The sequence below is a fragment of the Marinobacter piscis genome, from assembly GCF_007671655.1.
Classification (GTDB): Bacteria; Pseudomonadota; Gammaproteobacteria; order Pseudomonadales; family Oleiphilaceae; genus Marinobacter; species Marinobacter piscensis.
The window spans coordinates 199,260-222,194 of the sequence record NZ_VCGX01000002.1; the positions used below are offsets into that span (position 1 = coordinate 199,260).

Below are 22,935 nucleotides of genomic sequence, written 5' to 3' on the forward strand. Positions count from 1 at the left end.
GCTGTGAAACGGGTGAGTGGGTATATTGCTGCTACTGCGGCCTTGTTGGTCACACTGCTGGTTACCGGATGTGTTACAACTACCGACAGTCGTTTCTCCCGTGAGGCTGACCGTCAGAAAGCCATAGAAAACTATGTTCAGCTGGCGACTGCGTATATTGGCCAGGGAAACATGGAGCGGGCGCGGAAGCATTTGGATCGTGCCCTGGAACTCGATTCTGATAACCCCGGCGCACTTGCGGCGCTGGGGCTGGTGTATAATACCAACGGTGAAGCAGAGCTTGCGGAAAAGAATTTCCGCAAGGCTATTTCTGAAGACTCCGGCTACACCCGTGCAAGGGTGTATTACGGCGCTTTTCTTTATTCCCGGGGCAGGCTGGATGATGCCCTCGATCAGTTCCGCGCAGCGTCCCGGGATACAGAGTATAAAGACCGCGGATCTGTTTTTTACAATCTGGGTATGACACAGGAACGCCTTGGTTTACAGGACGAAGCCATCGCATCTTACCGCCGGGCCTCCGAACTGACCCGTGGTGATGCGCGCTCCCTGCTTTCTCTTTCCCGGGTGATGGTGGAGTCCGGCGATGTTGCCGGAGCTGCCCGTTATTACGATCGCCTTTTAGGGGTTATGCAGCGCAATCCACGCTTGCAACACTCTCCCGAGAGCCTTTTTACAGGTATTCGTATTGCGCGGCATACCGGCAACAGGGACCAGGAGGCAAGCCTGGCACTGCAGTTGAGGAACAACTACCCAGAGTCAGCAGAGTACCAACAATATAAGGCGCTCAAATCCAATGACTAGTGATGATTCCCAGCCAAGCGCAGCCAAACAGACGGTTGGCGAAAAGCTGAAAGAGGCCAGGCAAAAGCAAGGTCTGAGCGTTGCTCAGATTGCCGAGAAACAGCACCTGCGAAGCTGCATTATCTCGGACCTGGAAAAAGGTGATTACAGCCAGGTTGATAATGAGCTTTTCATAAAAGGTTATGTCCGTACCTATGCAACCCAGGTAGGGCTGGATGCAGATGCCATTGTTTCCGAGCTGGATCAGGAGCTGGAACCGCTGCGGATTGAGAAAGAGAGGGAGATTGAAGCCAATCCTCTGGTCGATATTGAGCGCAAAAAGCGCAAGAAGCGTAGAATTGCTAAAATCGTTGTTGCAATTATCGTGGCGTTGGTTGTGGCCGCAACTGTCGTAACCGTGGCCATACCCAAACTTACTTCCGGCAGTCCCGATGCTGAATCGCCAGCAGCTGCATCAGAAACTGTATCGCAGGCTGAGGATAGGAATACATCTGAGCTGGAGTCTTCATCGGATGTTGAGGGCACTGCCGCTCAGGAAACAAGTGTTTACCAGGGTGAGCCTGATACACACAGTGCAGAAACCCCGGACGTTACACCGGAGGCGCCGGAGACGGATGTGGGTGGAGCCGATGAGCAAGCCCTTTTGGACGAGCCTGAAGCTGCCGTTGAAACGGTACAGGATCCGGCACCGGATATTGCTCAAACAGCAGAGCCGATACTGGCAGAAGCCCCAATGACGGATAACCAAAGCCCGGCATCGGGTGTTCTCGAAATAACATTCAACGATAGCTGCTGGGTGCAGGTTCTGGACAAAAGTGGAAACCGTCTTGAGAGCTCCCTGCAAACAGGCGGTGATACACTCCGGGTATCGGGTGCCGCGCCTTTACAAGTGGTGATTGGTGCGGTTGATGCTGTCGACACCATTCAGTTTCAGGGAGAGCCAGTGGAAATAGAGGATTACCCGGTCAGGAACAATCGCTCTGAGTTCACACTGACAATCTGATAATTTTTGAATTTACCTGCTTGGTCGTACGCAAATGAAACAGGAATCTCCGATCACAAGACGCAAATCCCGCCAGATCATGGTAGGGGATGTACCGGTTGGTGACGGTGCACCGATCGCCGTACAAAGCATGACGAACACAAACACCAGTGACGTCGCCGCTACAGTGACGCAGATTACCGCGTTGCAGGATGCGGGTGCGGATATTGTCAGGGTCTCTGTACCCTCAATGGAAGCGGCGGAAGCCTTCGGGAAAATCCGTGAACAGGTATCGTTGCCGCTGGTTGCCGATATCCATTTTGACCATAAAATTGCGCTGCGGGTTGCTGAACTGGGTGTGGACTGCATGCGGATCAACCCCGGTAATATCGGTCGTGAAGACCGGGTCAGTGCAGTCATCAACGCGTGCCGTGACCGTGGCATTCCAATGCGTATCGGGGTTAATGCCGGATCTCTGGAGAAAAGTCTTCAGCGCAAGTATGGGGAGCCCACTGCAGAAGCACTGGTTGAATCCGCGATGCGCCATATCGACATTCTTGATCGTCATGATTTCCAGGATTTCAAAGTCAGCCTGAAAGCGTCGGAAATTTTCATGACAGTCGACGCATACCGCAGCATTGCGAGTCAGATTGAGCAGCCACTGCATCTTGGTATCACCGAGGCAGGCGGACTGCGTTCGGGTACCGTGAAATCGTCCATTGGTCTTGGCATGTTGCTAATGGATGGTATTGGCGACACGCTCAGGGTCTCGCTTGCCGCGGATCCGGTTGAAGAAATCAAGGTCGGTTTCGATATCCTCAAAAGCCTTCGGTTGCGCAGCCGGGGTATTAACTTTGTTGCCTGCCCCAGTTGCTCACGTCAGAACTTTGATGTCATTCAGACCATGAACGATCTGGAAGTACGTCTGGAAGATGTGAACGAGTCTCTGGATGTGGCCATTATCGGATGCATTGTAAACGGACCTGGTGAAGCCAAAGTAGCGGATATGGGCCTGACTGGCGGAAGTCCTAAAAACCTGTTCTACAGAGCAGGGAAGCCGAATCAGAAGCTTGATAATGCCACGCTTACCGATGATCTGGAGCGGCTGATTCGTGAAGAGGTTGCTCGTCGTAAAGAGCAGGAAGATGCGATTATAGCGCGTTCTGATAAGTGATCGGCCATACCGGTCAGGTACTAATATCCAGAAAGAACTAAGGGTTTACATTGGCTAAGATTCAGGCGATACGCGGAATGAACGATATTCTGCCCGAGGAGACTCCTGTCTGGCAGTTTGTCGAGTCCACAGCGCGCAAAGTGCTGCATCAGTATGGTTACCAGGAAATCCGGATGCCTGTCGTGGAGCAAACGGACCTGTTCAGGCGCTCTATCGGCGAAGTAACCGATATTGTAGAAAAAGAGATGTACACCTTTGAAGATCGTAATGGTGACAGCCTCACTTTGCGCCCCGAAGGAACCGCCGGTTGTGTACGGGCTGCGGAGGAGCACGGACTACTGTTCAACCAGACACGCAGGCTTTGGTACACCGGGCCTATGTTCCGGCATGAACGGCCACAGAAAGGACGTTATCGACAGTTCCATCAGATTGGTGTTGAGTGCTTTGGAATGCCAGGGCCCGACATTGATGCAGAACTGCTGATTCTGACAGCACGGTTCTGGGAGGCTCTGGGGCTTGGTAACCATGCGCGTCTGGAAATCAATTCGATTGGTTCTTCGGCAGCGCGCAAAGAGTTCCGGAGTGCGCTGGTAGACTATCTGTCCCAGTATAAAACCCAGCTCGATGAAGACAGTCAGCGCCGGCTTGATACCAACCCACTGCGTATTCTGGATACCAAAGATCCGGAAACACGCAGGCTGCTTGCAGACGCACCGCGCCTGGAAGACAATCTTGACGATGACTCCCGGGCGCATTTCGAACAGCTCAAGGTACTTCTGGATGCCGCTGGCATTGCGTACACGGTTAACCCTTCTCTGGTGCGTGGCCTCGATTACTACGGAAAAACAGTGTTTGAGTGGGTAACTGACAGTCTGGGTGCCCAGGGGACGATCTGTGCAGGCGGTCGCTATGATGGCCTGGTGGAACAGCTCGGCGGCAGACCCACAACAGCGGTGGGTTTTGCGATGGGGCTGGAGCGCCTTATCCTGTTGCTTGAAACACTTGGGCTGGTCCCGGACGAGGCGAATAGCAACGCGGATGTCTATGTGACAGCCATGGGAGCTACAACAATCGCACCGGCACTGGCGTTGGCAGAGACACTGCGTAACGAACTGCCCGGGCGGGTTATTATCAGTCATTGTGGCGGTGGCAGCTTTAAGAGCCAGATGAAAAAAGCCGACAAGAGTGGCGCCCGCTACGCAGTGATCCTGGGCGAAAACGAACTTGCGAATGCAACGGTTGGTCTCAAGCCCCTGCGCTCAGGTGAGGAGCAGACCACCGTAACCCAGAGTGAACTGGCAACCGTGCTGGCCGATACCCTGGCAAACTGAGTCGCACACGTTAACAGTAACAATTATTACAGGAGTCAACATGGCGGAAATGCGCACCGAAGAAGAACAGGTCGAGGCGATCAAGAACTGGTGGAAACAGAATGGCAGTTCACTGCTCATTGGTATCGGTGCGGCGCTTGCGATTGTGTTTGGCTGGCAGGCCTGGCAGAGCCATCAGGAACAGCAACGGGCGGAGGCTGCAAATCAGTTTGCGACCCTGCTGAACGCCTTCGCTAATCAGGAAGACGACACTGCTGGAGAAACCGTCGCCTTTGTTGCTAATGAATTGCGTGAAGACTACTCCGACAGCGCTTACGCGGTTTATGGCAATCTGATTCTTGCGCGCCAGCAGCTGGTTGAAAACAACGATGCTGAAGCTGCCATTGGGTCGCTGCAGTGGGCGCTTGATAAAGTTGAAGATCATCAGGCGCTGGCCCTGGTTGTACGCAATCGCCTTGCACGGGCACAGTTCTCTGCAGAACGCTATGAAGCAGCGCTGGAAACCATTTCCGGTGCCGGTAGTGCAGAGCAAACCGGGGCTTTTGCCGCGATATTTTCCGAATTGCGGGGTGATATTCTGCGCGCTCAGGGCGACAGGAAAGGTGCCCGGGAAGCCTATCTGGCTGCTCGTGAACAAAGTCAGCAGGGTGGTAGTGGCATCCTGCAACTGAAACTGTCTGATCTGGGTATTGGAGAGGAGGCCTGATGCGGCTGGCACGCGGAAGCTTTTTCCGGCACGGAGTTTTTCTGGTTCTGGCCGCAGTACTGGCGCTTGCCGGCTGTAGTACAACCGACACATTCGAGCAGCCGGCTCCGGTCCCGGAGGTCAAGGATCGCTCCGTTGACTTTAAGACGGTCTGGAAAATGTCCGTCGGCGACGGGCATGATGGCGACTTCCTGTATCTGGCACCGCTGAATGCCGGCGATACCGTCTACGCTGCCTCTGCGGATGGGGAGCTGGTTTCTGTCGATGCAGAGTCCGGCAAACTGCACTGGAAGCGGGATCTGAAAGAGCGGATTTTCGCCGGCGTCGGTGGCGACCGGCAGCAACTTTATCTCGTAACCCGGGAGGCGGATCTGGTTGCGCTTTCCCGCGAAGGCGGAGAAGAGCTCTGGCGCCGTTCGCTGCCGACAGAAGCATTGGCTGCGCCCCAGTCTAATGGCGGTATTGTTGTCGCACAGACAACCGACGGCCGGGTTCTTGCGTTTGACGCCGACAGCGGTGAAAAGCGCTGGCAGTACGATGGCGTTGTACCCGCCCTGTCACTGCGCGCGGCAGCCGCGCCTCTGGTTGGCGGGGATGTGGTCATTGCTTCGTTCTCCAATGGTAAAATCATGGCACTGTCTGCGGAGGCAGGGCAGCCCCTGTGGCAGTATGAAGTGGGGCAGCCCCAGGGACGCACAGAGCTTGAGAGGCTGGTGGACGTTGCGGGCCAGCCTTTGGTACTGGATACGGCAATAATGGTTTCGGGATACCAGGGCAAGCTGGCTCTGATCGACATCCGGACAGGCCAGGAAATATGGAGCCGCAAGGCGTCGAGCCTGCACGCCCCGATGATTGGCGGTGGCAACATTTATCTGTCCGCAGCAAACGGCGATATCATTGCGTACCGGGGCTCTGACCGCCGGGAACTCTGGCGTCAGGATAAGCTCTCCTGGCGCCAGCCAACTCAGCCGGCTGCGGTTGAAGACTATCTGGTTGTTGGAGACTATGAAGGTTACCTGCACGTACTCTCTGCAGACGACGGCAGCCTGGCAGGGCAGACCCGCTATGACGGTGATGGTTTGAGGGTTTCCCTGCAACGCCTGGCCAATGGTAATCTGATGGTCTTTGGCAACGGCGGCAAACTGTCTGCTCTCACACTGAGGGAGCGGGACTGACCCGCTAACCCCAACGCTTTGCCATGGGCAAAGCCTGAACCGATTGTATAGCGAATTATTATGAGCCCAGTAATTGCCCTTGTCGGACGCCCCAACGTAGGTAAGTCCACACTCTTTAACCAGATGACTCGCTCCCGCGATGCCCTGGTCGCTGATTTTCCGGGCCTTACCCGGGATCGGAAATACGGTGAGGGCAATTATGAAGGGCAATCCTTCATTGTTATCGATACCGGCGGACTCACCGGTACTGAGGCCGGGCTTGATGCCGAAATGGCCAGGCAGTCCATGCAGGCTGTAGAGGAAGCAGACATTGTTCTGTTTCTGGTGGACGGCCGTTCCGGCCTAACAGCGGGAGACTCGTTAATTGCAGATCACCTGCGCCGCTCAGGAAAGTCGGCGCATCTGGTGGTTAACAAGACTGATGGCCAGGACCCGGATGTTGCCGCGGCTGATTTTTACAGCCTCGGTTTTGAGTCCATCTACATGGTAGCTGCATCCCATAACCGGGGTATCCGCTCAATGCTGGAAGCCCTGTTGCCGGCGGAAGAGGACCGCGTTGAGCCCGACCGGGCTGACCGCTATCCTGGCATCCGGATCAGTGTTGTAGGCCGTCCTAATGTTGGCAAGTCGACCCTGGTGAACCGAATGCTGGGGGAAGAGCGGGTTATTGTCTACGATATGCCCGGTACCACCCGCGACAGTGTTTACATTCCTTATGAGCGTCACGACGAGCAATATACATTGATTGATACCGCTGGCGTGCGGCGTCGTAAAAATGTAAACGAGGTTGTGGAAAAGTTTTCTATTATCAAAACCCTCAAGGCCATCGATGATGCCCACGTGGTGATCCTTGTGATTGATGCCCGGGAAGGTCTGGTGGATCAGGATCTGCACCTGATTGGTTTTGTGCTTGATGCCGGCCGGTCACTGGTTATTGCCGTCAACAAGTGGGACGGGATGGACCCTGAGGATCGCTCAAAGGTTAAAGAGCAGATCAAGCGTCGGCTGGACTTCCTAGATTATGCCGACAAACATTATATTTCAGCACTGCACGGATCTGGCGTTGGCGTTATGTACGATTCTGTACACGCCTGTTATGAGTCGGCCATGGCAAAATGGCCCACCAATCGATTAACAGCCATTCTTGAGGATGCAATCTCTCAGCATCAGCCGCCAATGATCCGGGGGCGCCGTATCAAGTTGCGCTACGCGCACCAGGGTGGTTCTAACCCCGCGGTTATCGTCGTCCACGGCAACCAGACAGACGCACTCCCGGGTTCATACAAGCGCTACCTGGAAAACACCTTTCGTAAAGTCCTGAATGTAACCGGTGCTCCCATTCGCTTCGAGTTCCGCTCCAGCGATAACCCGTTTGCCGGTAAGGTTGACCGGAGAACGCCCCGCCAGAGAGTCAAACAGGATAATGACATGAAAGCCGGGCGTCGGGTGAAAAAGCCCCGTCAGAAAAGCCTGAAACGCTGACAGGCTTTTCCTCCGCCGGGGCAGCCGTCAGGCAAGCCCCGCATCCTCTACCTGCTTCGCCTGAACGGCAGTCAGCGCAATCGTAAAGACAATATCCTCTACCAGAGCACCTCGTGACAAGTCGTTCACCGGCTTTCGCAGCCCCTGAAGCATAGGCCCGATGCTGACCACGTTCGCTGCACGCTGCACCGCCTTATAAGTGGTGTTACCGGTGTTCAGGTCCGGGAAGATGAAGACGGTTGCTTTGCCTGCCACTTTGCTGTCGGGTGCCTTGCTGCGACCAACGCTTTCAATTGCGGCGGCATCGTATTGCAGGGGGCCGTCAATGAGCAGGTCCGGCCTGCGTTCGCGGGCAATCCTGGTGGCTTCCCGCACTTTTTCCACATCGTCGCCACTTCCGGACTCGCCGGTACTGTAACTGATCATGGCAACCACAGGCTCAACACCGAAGGCTTCGGCTGACTCAGCGCTCTGAATGGCAATGTCAGCCAGTTCCCGGGCGTTGGGGTCGGGGTTGATAGCGCAGTCGCCATAGACCAGAACCTGCTCTGGCAATAGCATGAAAAACACAGAAGACACAACCCGGGCCTGCTCGTGGGTTTTTATCAGCTGCAGGGCGGGGCGGACCGTATTGGCCGTAGTATGAATGGCTCCGGAGACAAGCCCGTCGGCCTCATCCAGAGCAACCATCATGGTGCCCAGAACAACATTGTCCTCAAGCATGGCTTCGGCCATGTCCGGGGCCAGTCCCTTGTGTTTGCGCAACTCGACCATGGGGGCGATATAGTTTTTGCGCACGTCGGCCGGGTCTATGATTTCAATGTCGGCGGGCAGCTCAAGGCCTTGCGAGGCAGCCACATTACGGATTTCAGCCGCATCACCAACCAGGGCACAGCGGGCAAACTCCCGCTGGTGACAGATAATAGCGGCCTGAACCGTGCGGGGCTCGCAGCCCTCTGGCAGAACAATCCGCTTATTGGCCGCTCGCGCACGCTCGGAGAGTTGGTAGCGAAAAGCCGGAGGAGACAGCCGGCTCTGGATCTCTACGCGCAGATGCTCCTGAAGCCACTCTGTGTCGATCTTCGTTGCAACCGCTTCCATTGCCTTCTCGATCCGGTCCGCATCGTCGGTGGGGATGCTGGTGGACAGGTTTGCGAGCATATGTGCCGATTCATAGGTGTTTGTGTGTGAGCTCAGAACCGGCAGGCCGGACTGCAGTGCGCGGGAGCACAGGTCAATAACACGCTGGTCAGGTATCAGCCCGCCTGTCAGCATCAGACCTGCCAGTGGTACCCCGTTCAGGGCGGCAACGGCTGTAGCGACGATAATATCTTCCCGGTCGCCCGGGGTGACCATGAGCGTGCCCGGACTCAGTGTCTGGGTCATATTGCGAATCGAGCGGGCGCAGACGGAGACTTTCTGCACCCGGCGGCTGTCTATCTGGCCTTCGTGCAATACGGGTATGTCGAGTTCGCGGGCAATATCAGAGACACGGGGCGCCAGCAGGTTAGGCTGCCAGGGTATTTCAGCCAGCAGGTGGAAGCGGTTGTTACGGAACACCTGGCACTCAGTCCGGTAGTCCGGGGTTTCCTGCCGGGTCTGACTGATATTGCTGTAAGGCTGCAGTCCTGACCTTTCTGGTTCGCCGAGTTTGTTAAGAATAACCGCAATGACACTGTCTGCCGCGATATCGGAGAACAGGCGGGCGGAGAAGTTCAGTTCCTCATCCAGTTCCTGGGGGCTGCTGTTGCCAGGGGTGCTCACCAGCACCACTTCAGAGCCCAGGTTGCGTGCCACCTCGACGTTAAGCCGGGCAATGTATGCCTCGCTCCGGTCGGGGACGAGGCCTTCGATTATGACGACATCTACGTCTCTTGCGACTTTCTGGTACTCGCCGATGACGGTCTCCATCAGCAGGTCGGATTTACCCTGATTAAGCTGCTGCTGGGCCTTTTTGAGAGAGATTGGCTCAGGAGGGCGCAGGTGACTGCGTGAATGAACAAAGGTTACCGATGAGTCCTTGCCGTTATTATGGACAGATTCGCCCCGGTTTATAGACTGGCGAAAGGGTTTATAAAATCCGACACGGACGCCTACACGCTCCATAGCGCGTAGCAGCCCCAGGCAAGTGGAGGTCAGCCCCGAATTCATTGATGTAGGGGCAATATAAAGACTTTTGGCCATAAAGGGTTCCGGATAGTTCTGTTTAAAAATTCAGAGTGTTTATGTGTTCATAGGTTCTTCAGTGACTACTGGCCAGTCGGCCAGCTTCACGTGCGATAACAAGCTCTTCGTTGGTCGGGATAACCAGCACCGGGTAACGGGAATCCGCAGCATCTATGCGGCCATCGCTGTGGCTGCCATTGTGTTTGTTTAACTCTGCATTGCCGGCGAATCCGAAGAGTTTCAGATGGTTCAGTGTTTTTTCCCTTACCCGAACACTGTTTTCGCCAATGCCTCCGGTGAACACCAGAGCGTCCAGCTGGCTCAGGGAGACCATCATGGCGGCCACATACTTAGCAAGGCGAAAGCAGAATATATCGATGGCAATGGCGGAGGGTTTATGTCCCTGATCCGCCAGTTCGCACAGGGTGCGCATGTCGTTGGTTTTTCCGGATACCCCGAGAAGGCCACTGTTGTGGTTCAGCAGCTTGTGAATGTCAGCTAAGGTCATGCCCTGCGAATTGAGGTAGTCGAAAACACCCGGGTCGATATCACCACTACGCGTGCCCATCATCAATCCTTCGAGGGGGGTCAGACCCATGCTGGTATCTACGCTGATCCCATCTTTTATTGCAGTGATACTGCACCCATTGCCCAGGTGGGCTGAAACGACTGACGTTGTTGCCGGTGTTTTTCCAAGCAGGCGCGCCGCTTCATTCACCATAAAGTGGTGGCTTGTCCCGTGGAAGCCATACCGCCGGACGCCCCAGTCGCGGTAATAGGCTTCGGGCAGGGCATAGAGGTAAGCGTGGGGTTCCAGTGTCTGATGGTAGGCGGTATCAAACACTGCGGTCTGAGGGGTGCCGGGGAAGAGCTTACGGGTGGCTTCAATGCCGGTTATGTTAACGGGGTTGTGAAGAGGCGCAAGGTCAGCGCATTGGTTGATGGCTTCAACCACATCGTTGTTTATCAACACGGCTTCACGGAAAGTCTCTCCGCCATGCACCACTCTGTGTCCAACGGCTGTAGGGGCTTCCGGCATCAGTTCCCATTCCTGAAAAGCTTTTACCAGTGCCTCTAATGCCTGCTTGTGGGTCGCGCTGCCGGGCAGTGGAACAGGGCGGTCGCTGCCATCAATGCGCGCAAACGCATCTTGTTCGTTAAGTCGCTCAGCTATCGCAGATGCGAGTTTTTCTTCCTTGCCGTTGAATAGCGCAAGTTTGAGAGACGAGCTGCCGCAGTTAACGACAAGAATTGATTGTTTCATGTATTGGAAACTTCCCGGGTGTCAGGTTAATCAAGGTAGTGAATTTTCAGCCATTCGGTAAAGTCCCGGTCAGGAAGGGGAACACTGTAAAAGTAACCCTGGGCCAGGTCACAGCCTTCTTTTTTCAGGAACTCTGCCTGTAATGCATCATCAACGCCTTCGGCAGTGATTGTCAGACCCAGGCTGTGCGCCATGTTGATTATTGCGCGCACAAGGGCGCCCGCTTCCTGCTCTTGAGTCACGTCATGAATGAATGATTTATCGATCTTCAGGGTATCAAATGGGTAACCCTTAAGGTAGCTCAGGGCAGAGTAACCTGTGCCAAAATCATCGACGGCCAGGCGAATACCTTCTCTGTCCATTTGCCAGAGGATGTCAGCCGTTTCAATAGACTTGTCGAGCAGAAGTCGTTCGGTGATTTCCAGCTCCAGCCTTTCCGGCGCAAGGTCGTTTCTCGACAATGCAGCCTTGACTGAGCCCGTAAACCTGGGGTCCCGAAACTGTCGTGGGGATACGTTGACGGATATATCAATGTCTCTGCCAGTCAGCAGCTTCCACCGGTTTGCTGCACGGCAGGCTTCCTCAAACACCCACTCACCAATCGGAATGATAAGTCCGGTCTCTTCGGCAAGTGGAATAAAGCGGTCAGGCAGTGTCATGCCCATAACCGGGTTGTTCCAGCGTAACAGGGCTTCAACGGTTCGCAGCTGGCCTGTAGCCGTCTCCAGGATTGGCTGAAAGTGCAGCTCAAACTCCTCCAGCTCCAGGGCCCTGCGCAGTCGGGACTCCATTTGCAGGCGCTCATGGGATTGTTCATGCATTTCCGGTGTGAAATGCACATACGAACTTTTACCCTGGCGTTTAGCCTGATACATGGCCGCATCTGCATGCTGAAGGAGTGCGCCACTGTTATCAGAGTCGGCCGGGTAAACGGCGATACCAATGCTGGTCGTTACAAACACTTCCTGATCGCTCAGGGAGTAAGCTGGTGTAAAGCTCTCAAGGATTCGTTCTGCCACCTGCGCAGACGCCTCCGGGCCAGCAAGACCGGGAAGAATTACCAGAAACTCATCGCCACCAAGACGCGCAACCGTGCTGGTCCCGCGCAGGCAGCTGGATATTCGGCGGGCGGCTTCTATCAGAAGGCTATCTCCGGCATCGTGCCCCAGGGTGTCATTAATATGTTTGAAATTGTCCAGGTCCAGAAACATGACGGCAACCATGGAGCCTTCCCGCTGTGCCTGTGCCAGCGCAAGCTTGAGTCTGTCGAGGGCCAGCATGCGATTGGGTAACCCTGTAAGAATGTCGTAGTTTGCCTGCCTTAATAATTGTTGCTCGTAGCGCTTTCGTATGCTGATGTCTTCCCCCAGAATCAGATAGCCGGTCGTGTGCCCGGCATCATCTTTCATTGAGGTGACAATCAGCTGCTCCCAGAACCGCTCTCCGTTACGCCGTATGCTGTTAACCTCGCCCTGCCAGACGCCCACCCGCTGCACCTGCAGACGGATACCTTGCCACAGGTACCGGCTACCGCGAATTTCCTGCTCATTCTCACTGTGGGAACCGGGTTTCTTTCCAATAATTGATTCGGGTGCATAGCCGGTGAGCTGAGTAAACTTGCGGTTGGCGTACTCAATCCGCCATTGGCGGTCGCAGATAAGCACTGACGACGGGCTTTGTTCAATGGCTGTCGAGAATTTTCGAATTTTGGCGGCATCCTGCTTTTGACGAGCAGCATCCTTATGCAGGCGTTCACGCAGCTGATTGATCGCATCGGCTGTGCGTGCGATTTCATCCGTACGACGCAGCGCTGTATCCCGGCGGTCAAGGGTCAGTGGTATGCAGGTCTGCTCCAGGGAAAAGTCTTTGGCGTAGGCGGCCATGGCAGCCAGGTGGCGGGCAACGAAATGCTGGAAAGCCCATACCGCCAGGACAGCAACCAGAAGGGTTATAAAAAACTGAGTGGCAAGGATGGTGAAGGCTCGGTTTTTTGTGTTCTGGTAGATGCGCTCAAGGCTGGCGGTAACGGTAAGCTCTCCAAGGGCAGAGGGGGCTTCGCCAGCCGGGGGCAAGCCAAGCTTGTACGAGTCTACCCGGGCTTCCCGCGGAGCTACGCCCATTATCAGCTCTGAGTCTGGTTTAATGTTCAGTCGCAGATGAACAATGTCAGGCAGGCTCAAAATGCCCCTCAGCTGGGTCTGCAGCAGCTCCTGATCCAGTGTTTCCAGACTTGCTGTGAGGCTGGCCGCGTACTCGGATTCAATCGCCTGCAGGCGCTGATCCATTTCGGTCAGTCTTGCCTGGTGGTCGGTGTAAATGAGTATCGAAGATACAACCAGTGTGAGCACTGAGCTGAAAAGAACGACCCAGCCAAGGAAGTGGAAGGATAAAGGAAAGCCTGAGCGAAAGCGTTGAACTCGTGTCAGCAGTTTCAGCATGGTGCGGCGACTCAGTCCGATAAGTAAAAAGACAGTCCATTGATAACAGAATATAGCAGGGCGCGCATGCAAACGCTTTGCGTAACTGCGCAAATACCGCGCACGAGAGAGTTTAATTAACTGATGGGCAGTGGTGAAGAGCTCTGACTATTGATTCAGGTCAACAACTGTTTTGCCGGCTCGCGTAACCTGAGTTTAATCAAGTTCAATGTGTGGCAGGAGTAAAACTATGTATATGGACGTTGTCGTATTCGCAGGCGTTGCAACTGTATTGCTGATGGTCGCATTTTTTGCAGGCGTGGGCTTTTTTATAATGCGTGATCATAAAGCTCACGGTGAGAAGCGAGTAGCCATCAAGGAAGAGGCAAAAGAAGAGGCAGCCTGAGTTGGCTGCAGGGATGTTTTAAAAATGGCGTCCCCTAGGGGGTTCGAACCCCTGTTGCCGCCGTGAAAGGGCGGAGTCCTAGGCCACTAGACGAAGGGGACGCATCGTTTAAAACCTTGCCTCGTCGAGGTGGCGCGTATATTAGGTAAGCATTCGCCGTGTGTCAACGACTTTTTTCAAAAAGATCCGTTTAATGTATCGATTCCTCGAGAGCTGGTCCGAGTTCAGGGTATCGGAAGCTGAATCCTGCGTCTGTCAGCCGTGCAGGTATAGCCTGCTGGCCGGTGAGCAGAAGGTGTGACATTTCCCCCAGCGCCAGCCTTAACACCGGCGCGGGTACTGGAAATAGTGCCGGCCGCCCGAGTGTGCTGGCCAGGCACTGCGTAAACTCGCGATTGGTTGCCGGATTAGGGCTGACAACATTATACGGACCCGATGCCTCCGGTGTTTCCAGCATCCAGACCAGAGCCGCGACAACATCCGTGCGATGAACCCAGGGCATGTATTGATGGCCGCTGCCCATTCTGCCGCCCAGGCCAAGTTTGAAAGGTAAAACCATACTCTTCAGGAACCCTCCGTCCGGGCCGGCTACCACGCCTGTTCTGGACAGGCATACACGAACGTTTTCGGAGCCCAGTGCAAGGGCGGCATTCTCCCAGTCTTTGCAAAGCCGATGACTGAACTCGTCATGGGGCATTGTCTCTTCTGTCACCAGCGCATTCTTCTGGTTGCCATAGAACCCAACGGCCGACCCGGAAACCAGCACGTTGGGCAACCGGGCCCAGCTTCTTATGACATCTGTGAGGGTGTGGGTCAGTTTGATCCGGCTTTTGCGCAACACTTTCTTCCGTTGCTTTGTCCACCGCTTGTCCGCCAGTCCTTCACCCGCGAGGTTAATAACGCCATCGAACCCTTCGTGGCCTCGCAGGCTTTCAAGAGTGTGAACAACGTTAACCTGGCCGCATAATTTGCGAACCTGATCTGCTGGCTGCCGACTTAAGATGGTCAGCTCATAACCCTGTGCAAGCATCTCTGTACAAAGCGCACCGCCAATAAACCCCGTACCGCCTGTGACTAATACGTGCCTGTTCATGGGTATGCTCCTTATTTTTCAGTTTCGTGCCCCAGATGCAGCTCTACAACTTCTTTGATTGCCTGTCCAAGAAGCGGGCTTTCTCCGATGGGCGGGGACAGATTAATGCTGGCCCCTGTCGATTTTTCCAGGGCCTCGATCATGGCCGGGACATCTTTGCGCAGATGCCGCCCGGCGGCCAGAAACAGAGGGACAACCCTGAAGTCGCGAACTCCTTCTGCAATACCTTCATGAATCACTGTGTCCAGGGATGGTTCCGCCAACTCCATATAGGCAATGCTGGAATTGCTGATGGCATTCAGCGTAGGCTCTGCAAGAGCCTCGAACGTATCACGCCAGTGCTTGTCGCTACTGCCATGCGCCAACAAAATGATTTTGTGTGTGTTCATTAAGGCTCCCGGAGTTTCTGTAAATAGTGCTAATGTCTTTGCGAATACAATAACAGGGTGTCTTCTGATGTTCGATTGGAATGAAGTTCTGAATTTCTGGTTTGGCGACCTTGATGAAAACGGGTTGCCTGACAGCTATTATAGCAATCGCTGGTTTCGCTCCAGCAGGAAGTTTGATCAGGAGCTCCGCCGGCGCTTTCTGTCCATGGTTCTGTTTGCATCGGAGCAGGGGCTGGATCACTGGCGCAAGGAGCCAGGTGGCCGGCTGGCGGAGATTATATTGCTGGATCAGTTTTCCAGAAATATATTCCGGGGCGGGGCGCTTGCATTTGAACAGGACAAACTGGCAAACAGGCTATGCAAAGAGGCCATGCGTAAAGGGCATGATATGGAGCTCCCTCCGATACAGAGAGCATTCATGTATATGCCCCTTGAGCACTCAGAACGTCTTGAGGATCAGGCCCTTGCCGTAGAATGCTTTGAACAGTTGGTCGCCTCTACATCCGGAGAGCTTCAGGAGTTTATGAAAGAGTTCCTCAAGTATGCCCGGGGACATAAAAAAATCATCGAAGAGTTTGGTCGTTTCCCGCACCGGAATCAGGCGCTGGGCCGACACTCTACGGAAGCAGAGCAGGCTTATCTGGCCACGGCCCATCGCTATGGGCAGTAAATCGTTCACGAAAGTAGTTGACGAAACAATAAAAGTGGGTACAATACGCTTCCGTTGTCGGTAAGCACCGATCAGCATTGCGGGAATAGCTCAGTTGGTAGAGCACAACCTTGCCAAGGTTGGGGTCGCGAGTTCGAATCTCGTTTCCCGCTCCAGATTCCAAAGCCCGGCCTCGAAAGAGGCCGGGCTTTTTGTTTTTGGGTATACTGGCCGCTTCGTCCATATATTTCTCGCACCGGAGTCGCGCTTTGAAAGTTCGTTCACTCTATGTATATCCGGTCAAGTCCCTCGCTGGCATCCAGGTTGGCTCTTTTGAGATGGACGACTTCGGCCCGAAAGGCGACCGACGCTGGATGATTATCGACGAAGATCGTCGTTTTGTTACCCAGCGAAAGCTTCCTGAACTCGCGCGGATAACGACGTCTCTGTCTCGAACGTCTGTAAGTATTCATATTCCTGGTGAGGGCGACTTTCTATTACAGAGCACTGAGCGCGAGTCGCGAGTATTGGTCTGGCGCGACTGGGTCAAAGCTTATGAAGCGCAGTTGGCTGCAAGTGAAGCGCTAAGTCGTTTCTGTAGCCAGAATCTGCGGCTGGTCTATATGCCAGACTCAACGTTTCGACGGGTTGATGCCGGTCGCGTGAGTGAATATCGTCGTGTTGGCTTTGCGGACGGCTTCCCGTTCCTGATCACCAATCAGGCGTCTCTGGAAGAGCTGAATGACCGCCTTGAGGTTGCAGCCGATATGCGCAGATTCCGCCCTAACATTGTTGTCGATGGCGAGGATCCGTGGCAGGAGGACAGTTGGCGGAGGCTTAAGATAGGTGAGACCTCTTTTGATATTGTTAAGCCCTGTTTCCGCTGCATTCTGACCACCGTTGATCCGGATACCGGGGTAAAGCACCCTGGCCAGCAACCACTAAGAACGCTCTCTGGCTATCGCAGAACCGAAGAAGGTGTGGTGTTCGGCCAGAATGCAATTCACGAATCATGCGGTGTCGTCCACGTGGGTGACGCCGTCACTGTTATTGAATCGGAGTAGAAAGCAACGTGCCACTGTTAACGCTGGATTCGATTTCCCTGGCCTACGGGATGCACCCGCTGCTTGATCAGGCGTCACTAACCATTAATGCAGGGGAGCGAGTGTGCCTGCTGGGCAGGAACGGCGAGGGTAAGTCAACCTTGCTTAAAATTGTCAGCGGTGTGGTTGTGCCTGATAGTGGCACGGTTCGCCTTGAGGATGGCGCCGTGCTGGCTGTGTTACCGCAAAATCTGCCTTCGGATGACGACAGAACGGCTTACGAGATTGTGTCCGGCGCGTTTCCGGAAACCGGACAGCTGCTGGCTGAGTTTCACACACTTGCGCAACAGGCAGATGAAGCCAGCCTTAACCGAATGATGAAGGTTCAGGAGCGGATAGAGGCGCTTGACGGCTGGCGGCTTGATCAACGGGTAACAGCCATACTGGCGCAGTATGGAATAGACCCGGATCAGAGGCTGAACCGACTCTCCGGCGGATGGCAGCGTCGGGTACTGTTGGCCCGGGCCCTGGTCGTTGAGCCCGACATTTTACTGCTGGATGAACCTACTAACCATCTGGATGTGCCAGCTATTGCCTGGCTTGAGGAAACGCTTGGGGCGTTTCGGGGCGCCATGCTGTTTGTCAGCCACGACCGTGCCTTTATCAGGCGCATGGCCACCCGGGTGGTCGAGCTGGACCGGGGCAAGCTGATCAGTTTTGCGGCGACCTATGATCGCTATCTTAAGCTCAAGGAAAAGGCTCTTGAGGAAGAAGAGCGTGAGAATGCTTTGTTTGATAAGCGGCTGAAGCAGGAAGAGGCCTGGATTCGCCAGGGCGTCAAGGCTCGCCGTACTCGCAACATGGGCCGGGTAAGAGCCCTTAAGGCGATGCGTGAAGAACATCGGCAGCGCCGCGTCCGGGGTGACACTGCTACGTTCGCTGTAGAGGATGCCGCGCGTTCCGGCAAGCTGGTAGCAGAAACGGTTAATGCCGGCTTCGCCTATCCGGATGGCACGCCGATCATCCGCGATATGAACCTTACGGTGCTTCGGGGTGACAAAATCGGGCTTGTCGGTGAGAACGGAACGGGCAAGACCACGTTGGTGCGTTTATTGTTGGGCGACCTTCAGCCGACCGAGGGGGCCGTGCGGTTGGGGACCAACCTTGAGGTTGCCTATTTTGATCAGCTCAGGGGCGAGCTGGACCTGGACCGAAACGCTCTGGATAACCTTTCAGAAGGGCGTGAGTTTATTGAAATTAACGGCAAGAGCAAACATGTGCTCGGGTACCTGCAGGAGTTCCTGTTTACCCCTGAGCGTGCCCGCTCACCTGTACGGGTGTTCTCGGGCGGCGAGCGAGCAAGGCTCTTGCTGGCGAAGCTGTTCAGCAAGCCAGCAAACATTCTGGTGCTCGATGAGCCCACGAACGATCTGGATGTGGAAACTCTTGAACTGCTGGAAGAGCAGTTGGCCGAATTCGCAGGCACGGTGATTGTTATCAGTCACGATCGTGAGTTTCTCGATAATGTTGTCACCGATGTGATCTTTCTCGATGGCTCTGGCCGTGTTCGTGAGTATGTGGGCGGTTATAGCGACTGGCGCGACCAGGGTGGTCGTTTTCCTGCCGAAGCAAGTGGTGCCCGTCTTGACCAGCATGACAAGGCGGAAAAGCCTGATAAACCCGAACGCAGCACAAAGTCAGCCGGTGCGCCCAAGCCGAAGCCAGCCAAGCTAAGCTATAAACTGAAACTCGAGCTTGAACAGTTGCCCGGGAGAATAGAAGTGCTGGAGCAGGAGGTGGCTGAGGTTCAGGAGCGTATTGCTGCGCCGGACTTTTATGCTGGAGCACCGGATGAGGTTGCAGCCACTCTGGAAGAGCTTGAGCAGAAAGAAGCCAGCCTTGAGAAAGTCATCGAACGATGGATGGAGCTGGAAGAGCAGGCAGGTTCTGAATGAATTATGCAGCTACTGCAAGCCCGGCGACAAATCCTTGCGCCAGGCTTGCAGTGGCTGGATGAAGCGGGCCTTAGTGAATCCTGATTGCCAGAACGTCACACTGGGTTCCGTGCAGGATCCCATTGGCTGTGGAGCCCAGAAGTAGCTGAAAGCCTTTCCGCCCGTGGGTGCCCACAATCACCAGGTCGGCCTCATGTTCTTTTACCAGGCGATGAACTTCGGATTCCGGGCGGCCTACCGCCACAACCTGGTGGGCTTTATCAACCCCGTAGGTGTCGCCATAGGCTGCAAGCTGTTCCCGGGCCGCTTTATCGAGCTGGTCCTGCAGCTCGGTAAGGTCCATCGGGATATCACCGCCGTAGGCGTAACCGACAGGCTCTACAACATGCACCAACAACAGGCTCGCTCCGTGCGCCTCGCTCATCGCCTTGGCTTTTTCCAGAACCTGAGGGGCTTCCTCGGTAAGGTCAATGGAGACCAGCATCTTTTTGTAAGCAGACATCCCTAACTCCTTAATCGATCGACTTTGTTACAGCATAATACGGGAGCGCGACCGGGGGAAGGGTCATGCACTGTGCTCCAGCATATCAATCACCTGAGTAAGGCCTTCCAGGATGTGCTTGGAATACCTGTCAATAACAAAGCCCACGTTGTTTTCATTATAGTTGATGTAGGATCCACGGATGAATTGCCACTTCGAACTGACATCCCCTAACAGGTTTGTCAGTTCGTTCGCGCTCTCCCCGCTGTCTATTGTTTCCAGCAACCGGTCGAATTCCCGGGCCTGCTCGTCCAGTGGCAGGTCGGTGGCTGACCCCTGAAATGTCTGGGAGACAGAGGAGTTTGTGCGAACCGCGTATTTGGCCATCATCCGGGCGATCTTAACGGCGCCCATCCGGGCTGCTTCAATGCGGGGGTCTGTGTTCGTGAGGGAATCTTCCAGAGCCATCTCGTAAAAACCGGTTGCCATATCATTCATGACAACCGCCTGGTTTGCCATATCTGAAACCAGCCGCAGGTCGGGAAATCCGGTGGTGCGAACATCGTTAATATTGTCCCGCATCAGGTTTTTGAAGCTGCGAAACTCTGTGTTCAGTTTTCCGGTCTGTTCATTGGTCAGCACATCGCTGGTGCTTGCTTCCAGGCTTTTCATGGCAGTGTTGGCCGCGTTGATGCCGGCGACGATCTCGTTCAGGGTGTCTGTGCTGCCGCTTCCGATGAAGCGGTAATAGGCGTCCAGGGCGATATAGTTGCTGACCCGGAAGCTATGGAGCTGAGCGAGGAAGTCGTCAGCATCCTGAGCCTTTACGCTTGCAGGAATGAGGGCGAAAAAAAGCAGGGCGGTAACCAGCGAGCGCATACGCAGGTGCTTGGCGATCATCGGATTGAGTCTCCGTAAAACGTTTATTATTGTGTACCTGAGTCTGATACTGACGGTAGAGTAAGTTCTCCGGGCAGGCAAGTGTTCCGCGGGAGCAGCACTCGATAAATGCAAACTTCGTTGAATTTGCGTGACCGGGTTCCGGTTTTTACCTGTGTAGTACTTCCTCGCCCGAAAGAAACAAATTGACAAACGAGTGATTTTTTCACATCGTGTGCCCTCACGATTCAAACGACTGTATGAATTTTGGGTCGATTAATCGGGCAGTGACCGAAATCTCGCTGCACAAACAGTCCCGGAAGCTCAGCCAGAACTGAGCATCCAGGACTGGAAGCAGTTCCAAAAACAGACTGGAGATCAGTTGATGATTTACGAAGGTAAAGCCATCACGGTTAAAGAGATCGAAGGCGGGATCGCTCAGTTGAACTTCGACTTGCAAGGCGAGTCAGTAAACAAGTTCGACCGCCTTACAATTGAAGAGCTCAACGCCGCGACTGACGCACTTAACGCACAAAAGGAACTCAAGGGGCTGGTGGTAACCAGTTCTAAAGACAGTTTCATCGTGGGCGCGGACATAACAGAGTTTACCGATCTGTTTGCCGGCTCTGAAGAAGACCTTATCGCGAACAACCTGAAAGCCAATACGATTTTCAGCGCGGTAGAGGATCTGCCTTTCCCCACCGTTACCGCTATCAATGGCATGGCACTGGGCGGTGGTTTTGAAATGTGCCTGGCAACCGATTACCGGGTTATGGCACCTAAAGCGAAAGTGGGCCTGCCTGAAGTCAAGCTGGGTATTTTCCCGGGCTTCGGCGGCACGGTTCGTCTTTCCCGCCTGATTGGTGTAGACAACGCCGTTGAGTGGATCTGCGGTGGTACGGAAAACCGTGCCGATGCAGCTCTGAAAACCGGCGCAGTAGACGCAGTTGTTGAGCCAGCCAAGCTGGTAGAGTCTGCCGTTGCAATCATCAATCAGTGCAACGAAGGCAAGCTTGATTACGAAGCCCGTCGTGAAGAAAAGAAAGGCAAGATCAAGCTGAACGCCATGGAAAGCATGATGGCGTTCGAGATTTCCAAGGCATTCGTCGGCGGTAAGGCTGGCAAGAACTACCCGGCGCCGGTTGAAGCTATCAAGGTGATGCAGAAGCACGCCGGCATGACCCGTGACAAGGCAATTGAAGTAGAAGCCAAAGGCTTCGCTAAAATGGCCAAGACCAACGTGGCGGCATGTCTGGTAGGCCTGTTCCTGAACGATCAGGCGCTGAAGAAGAAAGCCAGTGCCTGGGGCAAAGAAGCCTCCGACGTGAATCTGGCAGCCGTACTGGGCGCGGGCATCATGGGTGGCGGTGTCGCTTATCAGTCGGCACTGAAAGGCACGCCCATCATCATGAAGGATATTAACCAGGACGGTATCGACCTGGGCCTGAAAGAAGCCAAGAACCTGCTGACCAAGCGTGTTAACAAGGGCAAGATGGACGCCGGCAAAATGGCGGATGTCCTTAACAGCATTACACCAACCCTGAACTACGGTGATTTCAAGAACGTAGACCTGGTTGTTGAAGCTGTTGTTGAGAACCCGAAAGTGAAAGATGCGGTTCTGCGTGAGACCGAAGAGATGGTGCGTGATGACGCCATTCTGACGTCTAACACCTCTACGATCTCAATCGACCTTCTGGCCAAGAACCTGAAGCGTCCGGAAAACTTCTGCGGTATGCACTTTTTCAACCCGGTGCACATGATGCCGCTGGTTGAGGTTATCCGCGGTGAAAAAACCTCTGACCGTGCTGTTGCAACGACGGTTGCCTATGCCAAGGCAATGGGGAAAACACCGATCGTTGTAAACGATTGCCCGGGCTTCCTGGTTAACCGTGTACTTTTCCCATACTTTGGCGGGTTCTCCGGCCTGGTCCGTGACGGTGCCGACTTCCAGAAAATCGACAAGGTCATGGAGAAGTTTGGCTGGCCTATGGGCCCTGCCTATCTGCTCGACGTGGTTGGCATGGACACCGCCAAGCATGCGAACGAGGTAATGGCCGACGGCTTCCCGGATCGCATGAAGGCCGACTTCAAATCTGCTGTAGAAGTCATGTTCGAGAATGACCGTTACGGTCAGAAAAACGATAAAGGCTTCTACAAGTACGAGCTGGATCGTAAAGGCAAGCAGAAGAAAGTGGTCGATGAAGAGACCTACAAGCTGCTGGAGCCGGTTGTTCAGGGTAAAGGTGAGTTCAGCGACGAAGATATCATCGCTCGCATGATGATTCCGCTGTGCCTTGAAACCGTTCGCTGCCTTGAAGACGGAATTGTTGAAGACCCGGCGGATGCTGATATGGGTCTGATCTTCGGTATCGGCTTCCCGCCGTTCCGTGGAGGTGCCCTGCGTTACATCGACGATATGGGTGCAGACAAGTTCGTTGAACTGGCAGACAAGTTTGCAGATCTTGGTCCTTTGTATCATCCAACCGAGAAGCTGCGTGAAATGGCCAAAACTGGCGAAAAGTTTTTTGGCTAACCCTGAACG

19 protein-coding genes and 2 tRNA genes are annotated in these 22,935 nt (G+C 54.5%); 13 read left to right on the forward strand and 8 right to left on the reverse strand.

The genetic code is table 11. The annotated features are described in order from the left end of the window. Nucleotides 1–3: 3 nt before the first annotated feature. The 7 genes from pilW to der are packed head-to-tail and all read left to right on the forward strand — an operon-like array spanning nucleotide 4 to nucleotide 7,651. Nucleotides 4–801, forward strand: coding sequence for a type IV pilus biogenesis/stability protein PilW (gene pilW / locus FFI95_RS06650; RefSeq protein ID WP_246069488.1), 798 nt, complete (start codon nucleotides 4–6; stop codon nucleotides 799–801). Beyond that, nucleotides 794–1,804: a RodZ domain-containing protein gene (locus FFI95_RS06655; RefSeq protein WP_144821653.1), complete on the forward strand. Its 1,011-nt coding sequence runs from the start codon at nucleotides 794–796 to the stop codon at nucleotides 1,802–1,804. Before pilW ends, FFI95_RS06655 begins: the two co-directional genes overlap by 8 nt. Before the next feature lie 34 nt (nucleotides 1,805–1,838). Further along, the gene (gene ispG / locus FFI95_RS06660; RefSeq protein ID WP_144821654.1) at nucleotides 1,839–2,957 is read left to right on the forward strand and encodes a flavodoxin-dependent (E)-4-hydroxy-3-methylbut-2-enyl-diphosphate synthase; all 1,119 of its coding nucleotides are present in this window, start codon (nucleotides 1,839–1,841) and stop codon (nucleotides 2,955–2,957) included. A gap of 50 nt (nucleotides 2,958–3,007) precedes the next feature. After that, entirely contained in the window at nucleotides 3,008–4,288 is a 1,281-nt protein-coding gene (hisS, locus tag FFI95_RS06665) for a histidine--tRNA ligase (protein WP_144821655.1), read from the forward strand. Between the two features lie 40 nt (nucleotides 4,289–4,328). After that, the gene (locus FFI95_RS06670) at nucleotides 4,329–4,994 is read left to right on the forward strand and encodes a YfgM family protein (RefSeq protein WP_144821656.1); all 666 of its coding nucleotides are present in this window, start codon (nucleotides 4,329–4,331) and stop codon (nucleotides 4,992–4,994) included. After that, nucleotides 4,994–6,169 carry an outer membrane protein assembly factor BamB gene (gene bamB, locus FFI95_RS06675; RefSeq protein ID WP_144821657.1) on the forward strand — a complete coding sequence of 392 codons (1,176 nt, stop codon included), beginning with the start codon at nucleotides 4,994–4,996 and terminating at the stop codon, nucleotides 6,167–6,169. The genes FFI95_RS06670 and bamB overlap by 1 nt, the downstream gene beginning before the upstream one ends. Nucleotides 6,170–6,229: 60 nt before the next feature. Next, on the forward strand, nucleotides 6,230–7,651 hold the full coding sequence (gene der / locus FFI95_RS06680; protein WP_144821658.1) for a ribosome biogenesis GTPase Der: 1,422 nt from the start codon (nucleotides 6,230–6,232) through the stop codon (nucleotides 7,649–7,651). 27 nt (nucleotides 7,652–7,678) lie between these two features. On the opposite strand, the gene pta is transcribed toward der, so the two are convergent. Genes pta through FFI95_RS06695 form a run of 3 tightly spaced genes read right to left on the reverse strand, consistent with a single transcriptional unit; the run spans nucleotide 7,679 to nucleotide 13,519 of the window. Next, nucleotides 7,679–9,835 carry a phosphate acetyltransferase gene (gene pta, locus FFI95_RS06685; RefSeq protein ID WP_144821659.1) on the reverse strand — a complete coding sequence of 719 codons (2,157 nt, stop codon included), beginning with the start codon at nucleotides 9,833–9,835 and terminating at the stop codon, nucleotides 7,679–7,681. 58 nt (nucleotides 9,836–9,893) lie between these two features. After that, the gene (locus tag FFI95_RS06690) at nucleotides 9,894–11,081 is read right to left on the reverse strand and encodes an acetate kinase (RefSeq protein WP_144821660.1); all 1,188 of its coding nucleotides are present in this window, start codon (nucleotides 11,079–11,081) and stop codon (nucleotides 9,894–9,896) included. A gap of 26 nt (nucleotides 11,082–11,107) precedes the next feature. After that, the gene (locus FFI95_RS06695; protein ID WP_144821661.1) at nucleotides 11,108–13,519 is read right to left on the reverse strand and encodes a bifunctional diguanylate cyclase/phosphodiesterase; all 2,412 of its coding nucleotides are present in this window, start codon (nucleotides 13,517–13,519) and stop codon (nucleotides 11,108–11,110) included. Nucleotides 13,520–13,748: 229 nt separating this feature from the next. Here FFI95_RS06695 and ccoM point away from each other — a divergent pair, with 229 nt between their 5' ends. After that, a complete protein-coding gene (gene ccoM, locus FFI95_RS15370) occupies nucleotides 13,749–13,904 on the forward strand; it encodes a cytochrome c oxidase subunit CcoM (RefSeq protein ID WP_178974808.1) in 156 nt (51 codons plus the stop codon). A 25-nt stretch (nucleotides 13,905–13,929) separates the two neighbouring features. Here the strand turns inward: ccoM and FFI95_RS06700 are convergent. The 3 genes from FFI95_RS06700 to FFI95_RS06710 all read right to left on the reverse strand — a co-directional run bounded on the left by FFI95_RS06700 (nucleotide 13,930) and on the right by FFI95_RS06710 (nucleotide 15,386). Beyond that, nucleotides 13,930–14,005: transfer RNA gene (locus tag FFI95_RS06700), tRNA-Glu, on the reverse strand. Nucleotides 14,006–14,094: 89 nt separating this feature from the next. Further along, a complete protein-coding gene (locus FFI95_RS06705) occupies nucleotides 14,095–14,997 on the reverse strand; it encodes a TIGR01777 family oxidoreductase (RefSeq protein ID WP_144821662.1) in 903 nt (300 codons plus the stop codon). 11 nt (nucleotides 14,998–15,008) lie between these two features. Continuing rightward, nucleotides 15,009–15,386, reverse strand: a complete 378-nt coding sequence (locus FFI95_RS06710) for a sirohydrochlorin chelatase (protein WP_144821663.1) — start codon at nucleotides 15,384–15,386, stop codon at nucleotides 15,009–15,011. A 67-nt stretch (nucleotides 15,387–15,453) separates the two neighbouring features. On the opposite strand from FFI95_RS06710, the gene FFI95_RS06715 reads away from it, so the two are divergent. The 4 genes from FFI95_RS06715 to FFI95_RS06730 all read left to right on the forward strand — a co-directional run bounded on the left by FFI95_RS06715 (nucleotide 15,454) and on the right by FFI95_RS06730 (nucleotide 19,033). Then, complete coding sequence (locus tag FFI95_RS06715) at nucleotides 15,454–16,056, forward strand: DUF924 family protein (protein ID WP_144821664.1); 603 nt, start codon at nucleotides 15,454–15,456, stop codon at nucleotides 16,054–16,056. A gap of 79 nt (nucleotides 16,057–16,135) precedes the next feature. Then, nucleotides 16,136–16,211: transfer RNA gene (locus FFI95_RS06720), tRNA-Gly, on the forward strand. Between the two features lie 93 nt (nucleotides 16,212–16,304). After that, nucleotides 16,305–17,099, forward strand: coding sequence for an MOSC domain-containing protein (locus tag FFI95_RS06725; RefSeq protein WP_144821665.1), 795 nt, complete (start codon nucleotides 16,305–16,307; stop codon nucleotides 17,097–17,099). Nucleotides 17,100–17,107: 8 nt separating this feature from the next. Next, entirely contained in the window at nucleotides 17,108–19,033 is a 1,926-nt protein-coding gene (locus tag FFI95_RS06730; RefSeq protein ID WP_144821666.1) for an ATP-binding cassette domain-containing protein, read from the forward strand. 70 nt (nucleotides 19,034–19,103) lie between these two features. Here FFI95_RS06730 and FFI95_RS06735 read toward each other — a convergent pair whose 3' ends face one another. Further along, nucleotides 19,104–19,535: a universal stress protein gene (locus tag FFI95_RS06735; protein ID WP_144821667.1), complete on the reverse strand. Its 432-nt coding sequence runs from the start codon at nucleotides 19,533–19,535 to the stop codon at nucleotides 19,104–19,106. 63 nt (nucleotides 19,536–19,598) lie between these two features. After that, nucleotides 19,599–20,414, reverse strand: a complete 816-nt coding sequence (locus FFI95_RS06740) for a hypothetical protein (protein WP_144821668.1) — start codon at nucleotides 20,412–20,414, stop codon at nucleotides 19,599–19,601. A 364-nt stretch (nucleotides 20,415–20,778) separates the two neighbouring features. Here FFI95_RS06740 and fadB point away from each other — a divergent pair, with 364 nt between their 5' ends. Beyond that, nucleotides 20,779–22,926, forward strand: a complete 2,148-nt coding sequence (fadB, locus tag FFI95_RS06745; RefSeq protein ID WP_144821669.1) for a fatty acid oxidation complex subunit alpha FadB — start codon at nucleotides 20,779–20,781, stop codon at nucleotides 22,924–22,926. Nucleotides 22,927–22,935: the final 9 nt, after the last annotated feature.

Excerpts from the sequence above, each read along its gene's own strand:
- FFI95_RS06655 (WP_144821653.1), top strand. The coding sequence starts at position 794 with ATGACTAGTGATGATTCCCAGCCAAGCGCAGCCAAACAGACGGTTGGC.
- ispG (WP_144821654.1), top strand. The coding sequence starts at position 1,839 with ATGAAACAGGAATCTCCGATCACAAGACGCAAATCCCGCCAGATCATG.
- FFI95_RS06670 (WP_144821656.1), top strand. The coding sequence starts at position 4,329 with ATGGCGGAAATGCGCACCGAAGAAGAACAGGTCGAGGCGATCAAGAAC.
- bamB (WP_144821657.1), top strand. The coding sequence starts at position 4,994 with ATGCGGCTGGCACGCGGAAGCTTTTTCCGGCACGGAGTTTTTCTGGTT.
- der (WP_144821658.1), top strand. The coding sequence starts at position 6,230 with ATGAGCCCAGTAATTGCCCTTGTCGGACGCCCCAACGTAGGTAAGTCC.
- pta (WP_144821659.1), bottom strand. The coding sequence starts at position 9,835 with ATGGCCAAAAGTCTTTATATTGCCCCTACATCAATGAATTCGGGGCTG.
- FFI95_RS06690 (WP_144821660.1), bottom strand. The coding sequence starts at position 11,081 with ATGAAACAATCAATTCTTGTCGTTAACTGCGGCAGCTCGTCTCTCAAA.
- FFI95_RS06695 (WP_144821661.1), bottom strand. The coding sequence starts at position 13,519 with ATGCTGAAACTGCTGACACGAGTTCAACGCTTTCGCTCAGGCTTTCCT.
- ccoM (WP_178974808.1), top strand. The coding sequence starts at position 13,749 with ATGTATATGGACGTTGTCGTATTCGCAGGCGTTGCAACTGTATTGCTG.
- FFI95_RS06705 (WP_144821662.1), bottom strand. The coding sequence starts at position 14,997 with ATGAACAGGCACGTATTAGTCACAGGCGGTACGGGGTTTATTGGCGGT.
- FFI95_RS06710 (WP_144821663.1), bottom strand. The coding sequence starts at position 15,386 with ATGAACACACACAAAATCATTTTGTTGGCGCATGGCAGTAGCGACAAG.
- FFI95_RS06715 (WP_144821664.1), top strand. The coding sequence starts at position 15,454 with ATGTTCGATTGGAATGAAGTTCTGAATTTCTGGTTTGGCGACCTTGAT.
- FFI95_RS06735 (WP_144821667.1), bottom strand. The coding sequence starts at position 19,535 with ATGTCTGCTTACAAAAAGATGCTGGTCTCCATTGACCTTACCGAGGAA.
- FFI95_RS06740 (WP_144821668.1), bottom strand. The coding sequence starts at position 20,414 with ATGATCGCCAAGCACCTGCGTATGCGCTCGCTGGTTACCGCCCTGCTT.
- fadB (WP_144821669.1), top strand. The coding sequence starts at position 20,779 with ATGATTTACGAAGGTAAAGCCATCACGGTTAAAGAGATCGAAGGCGGG.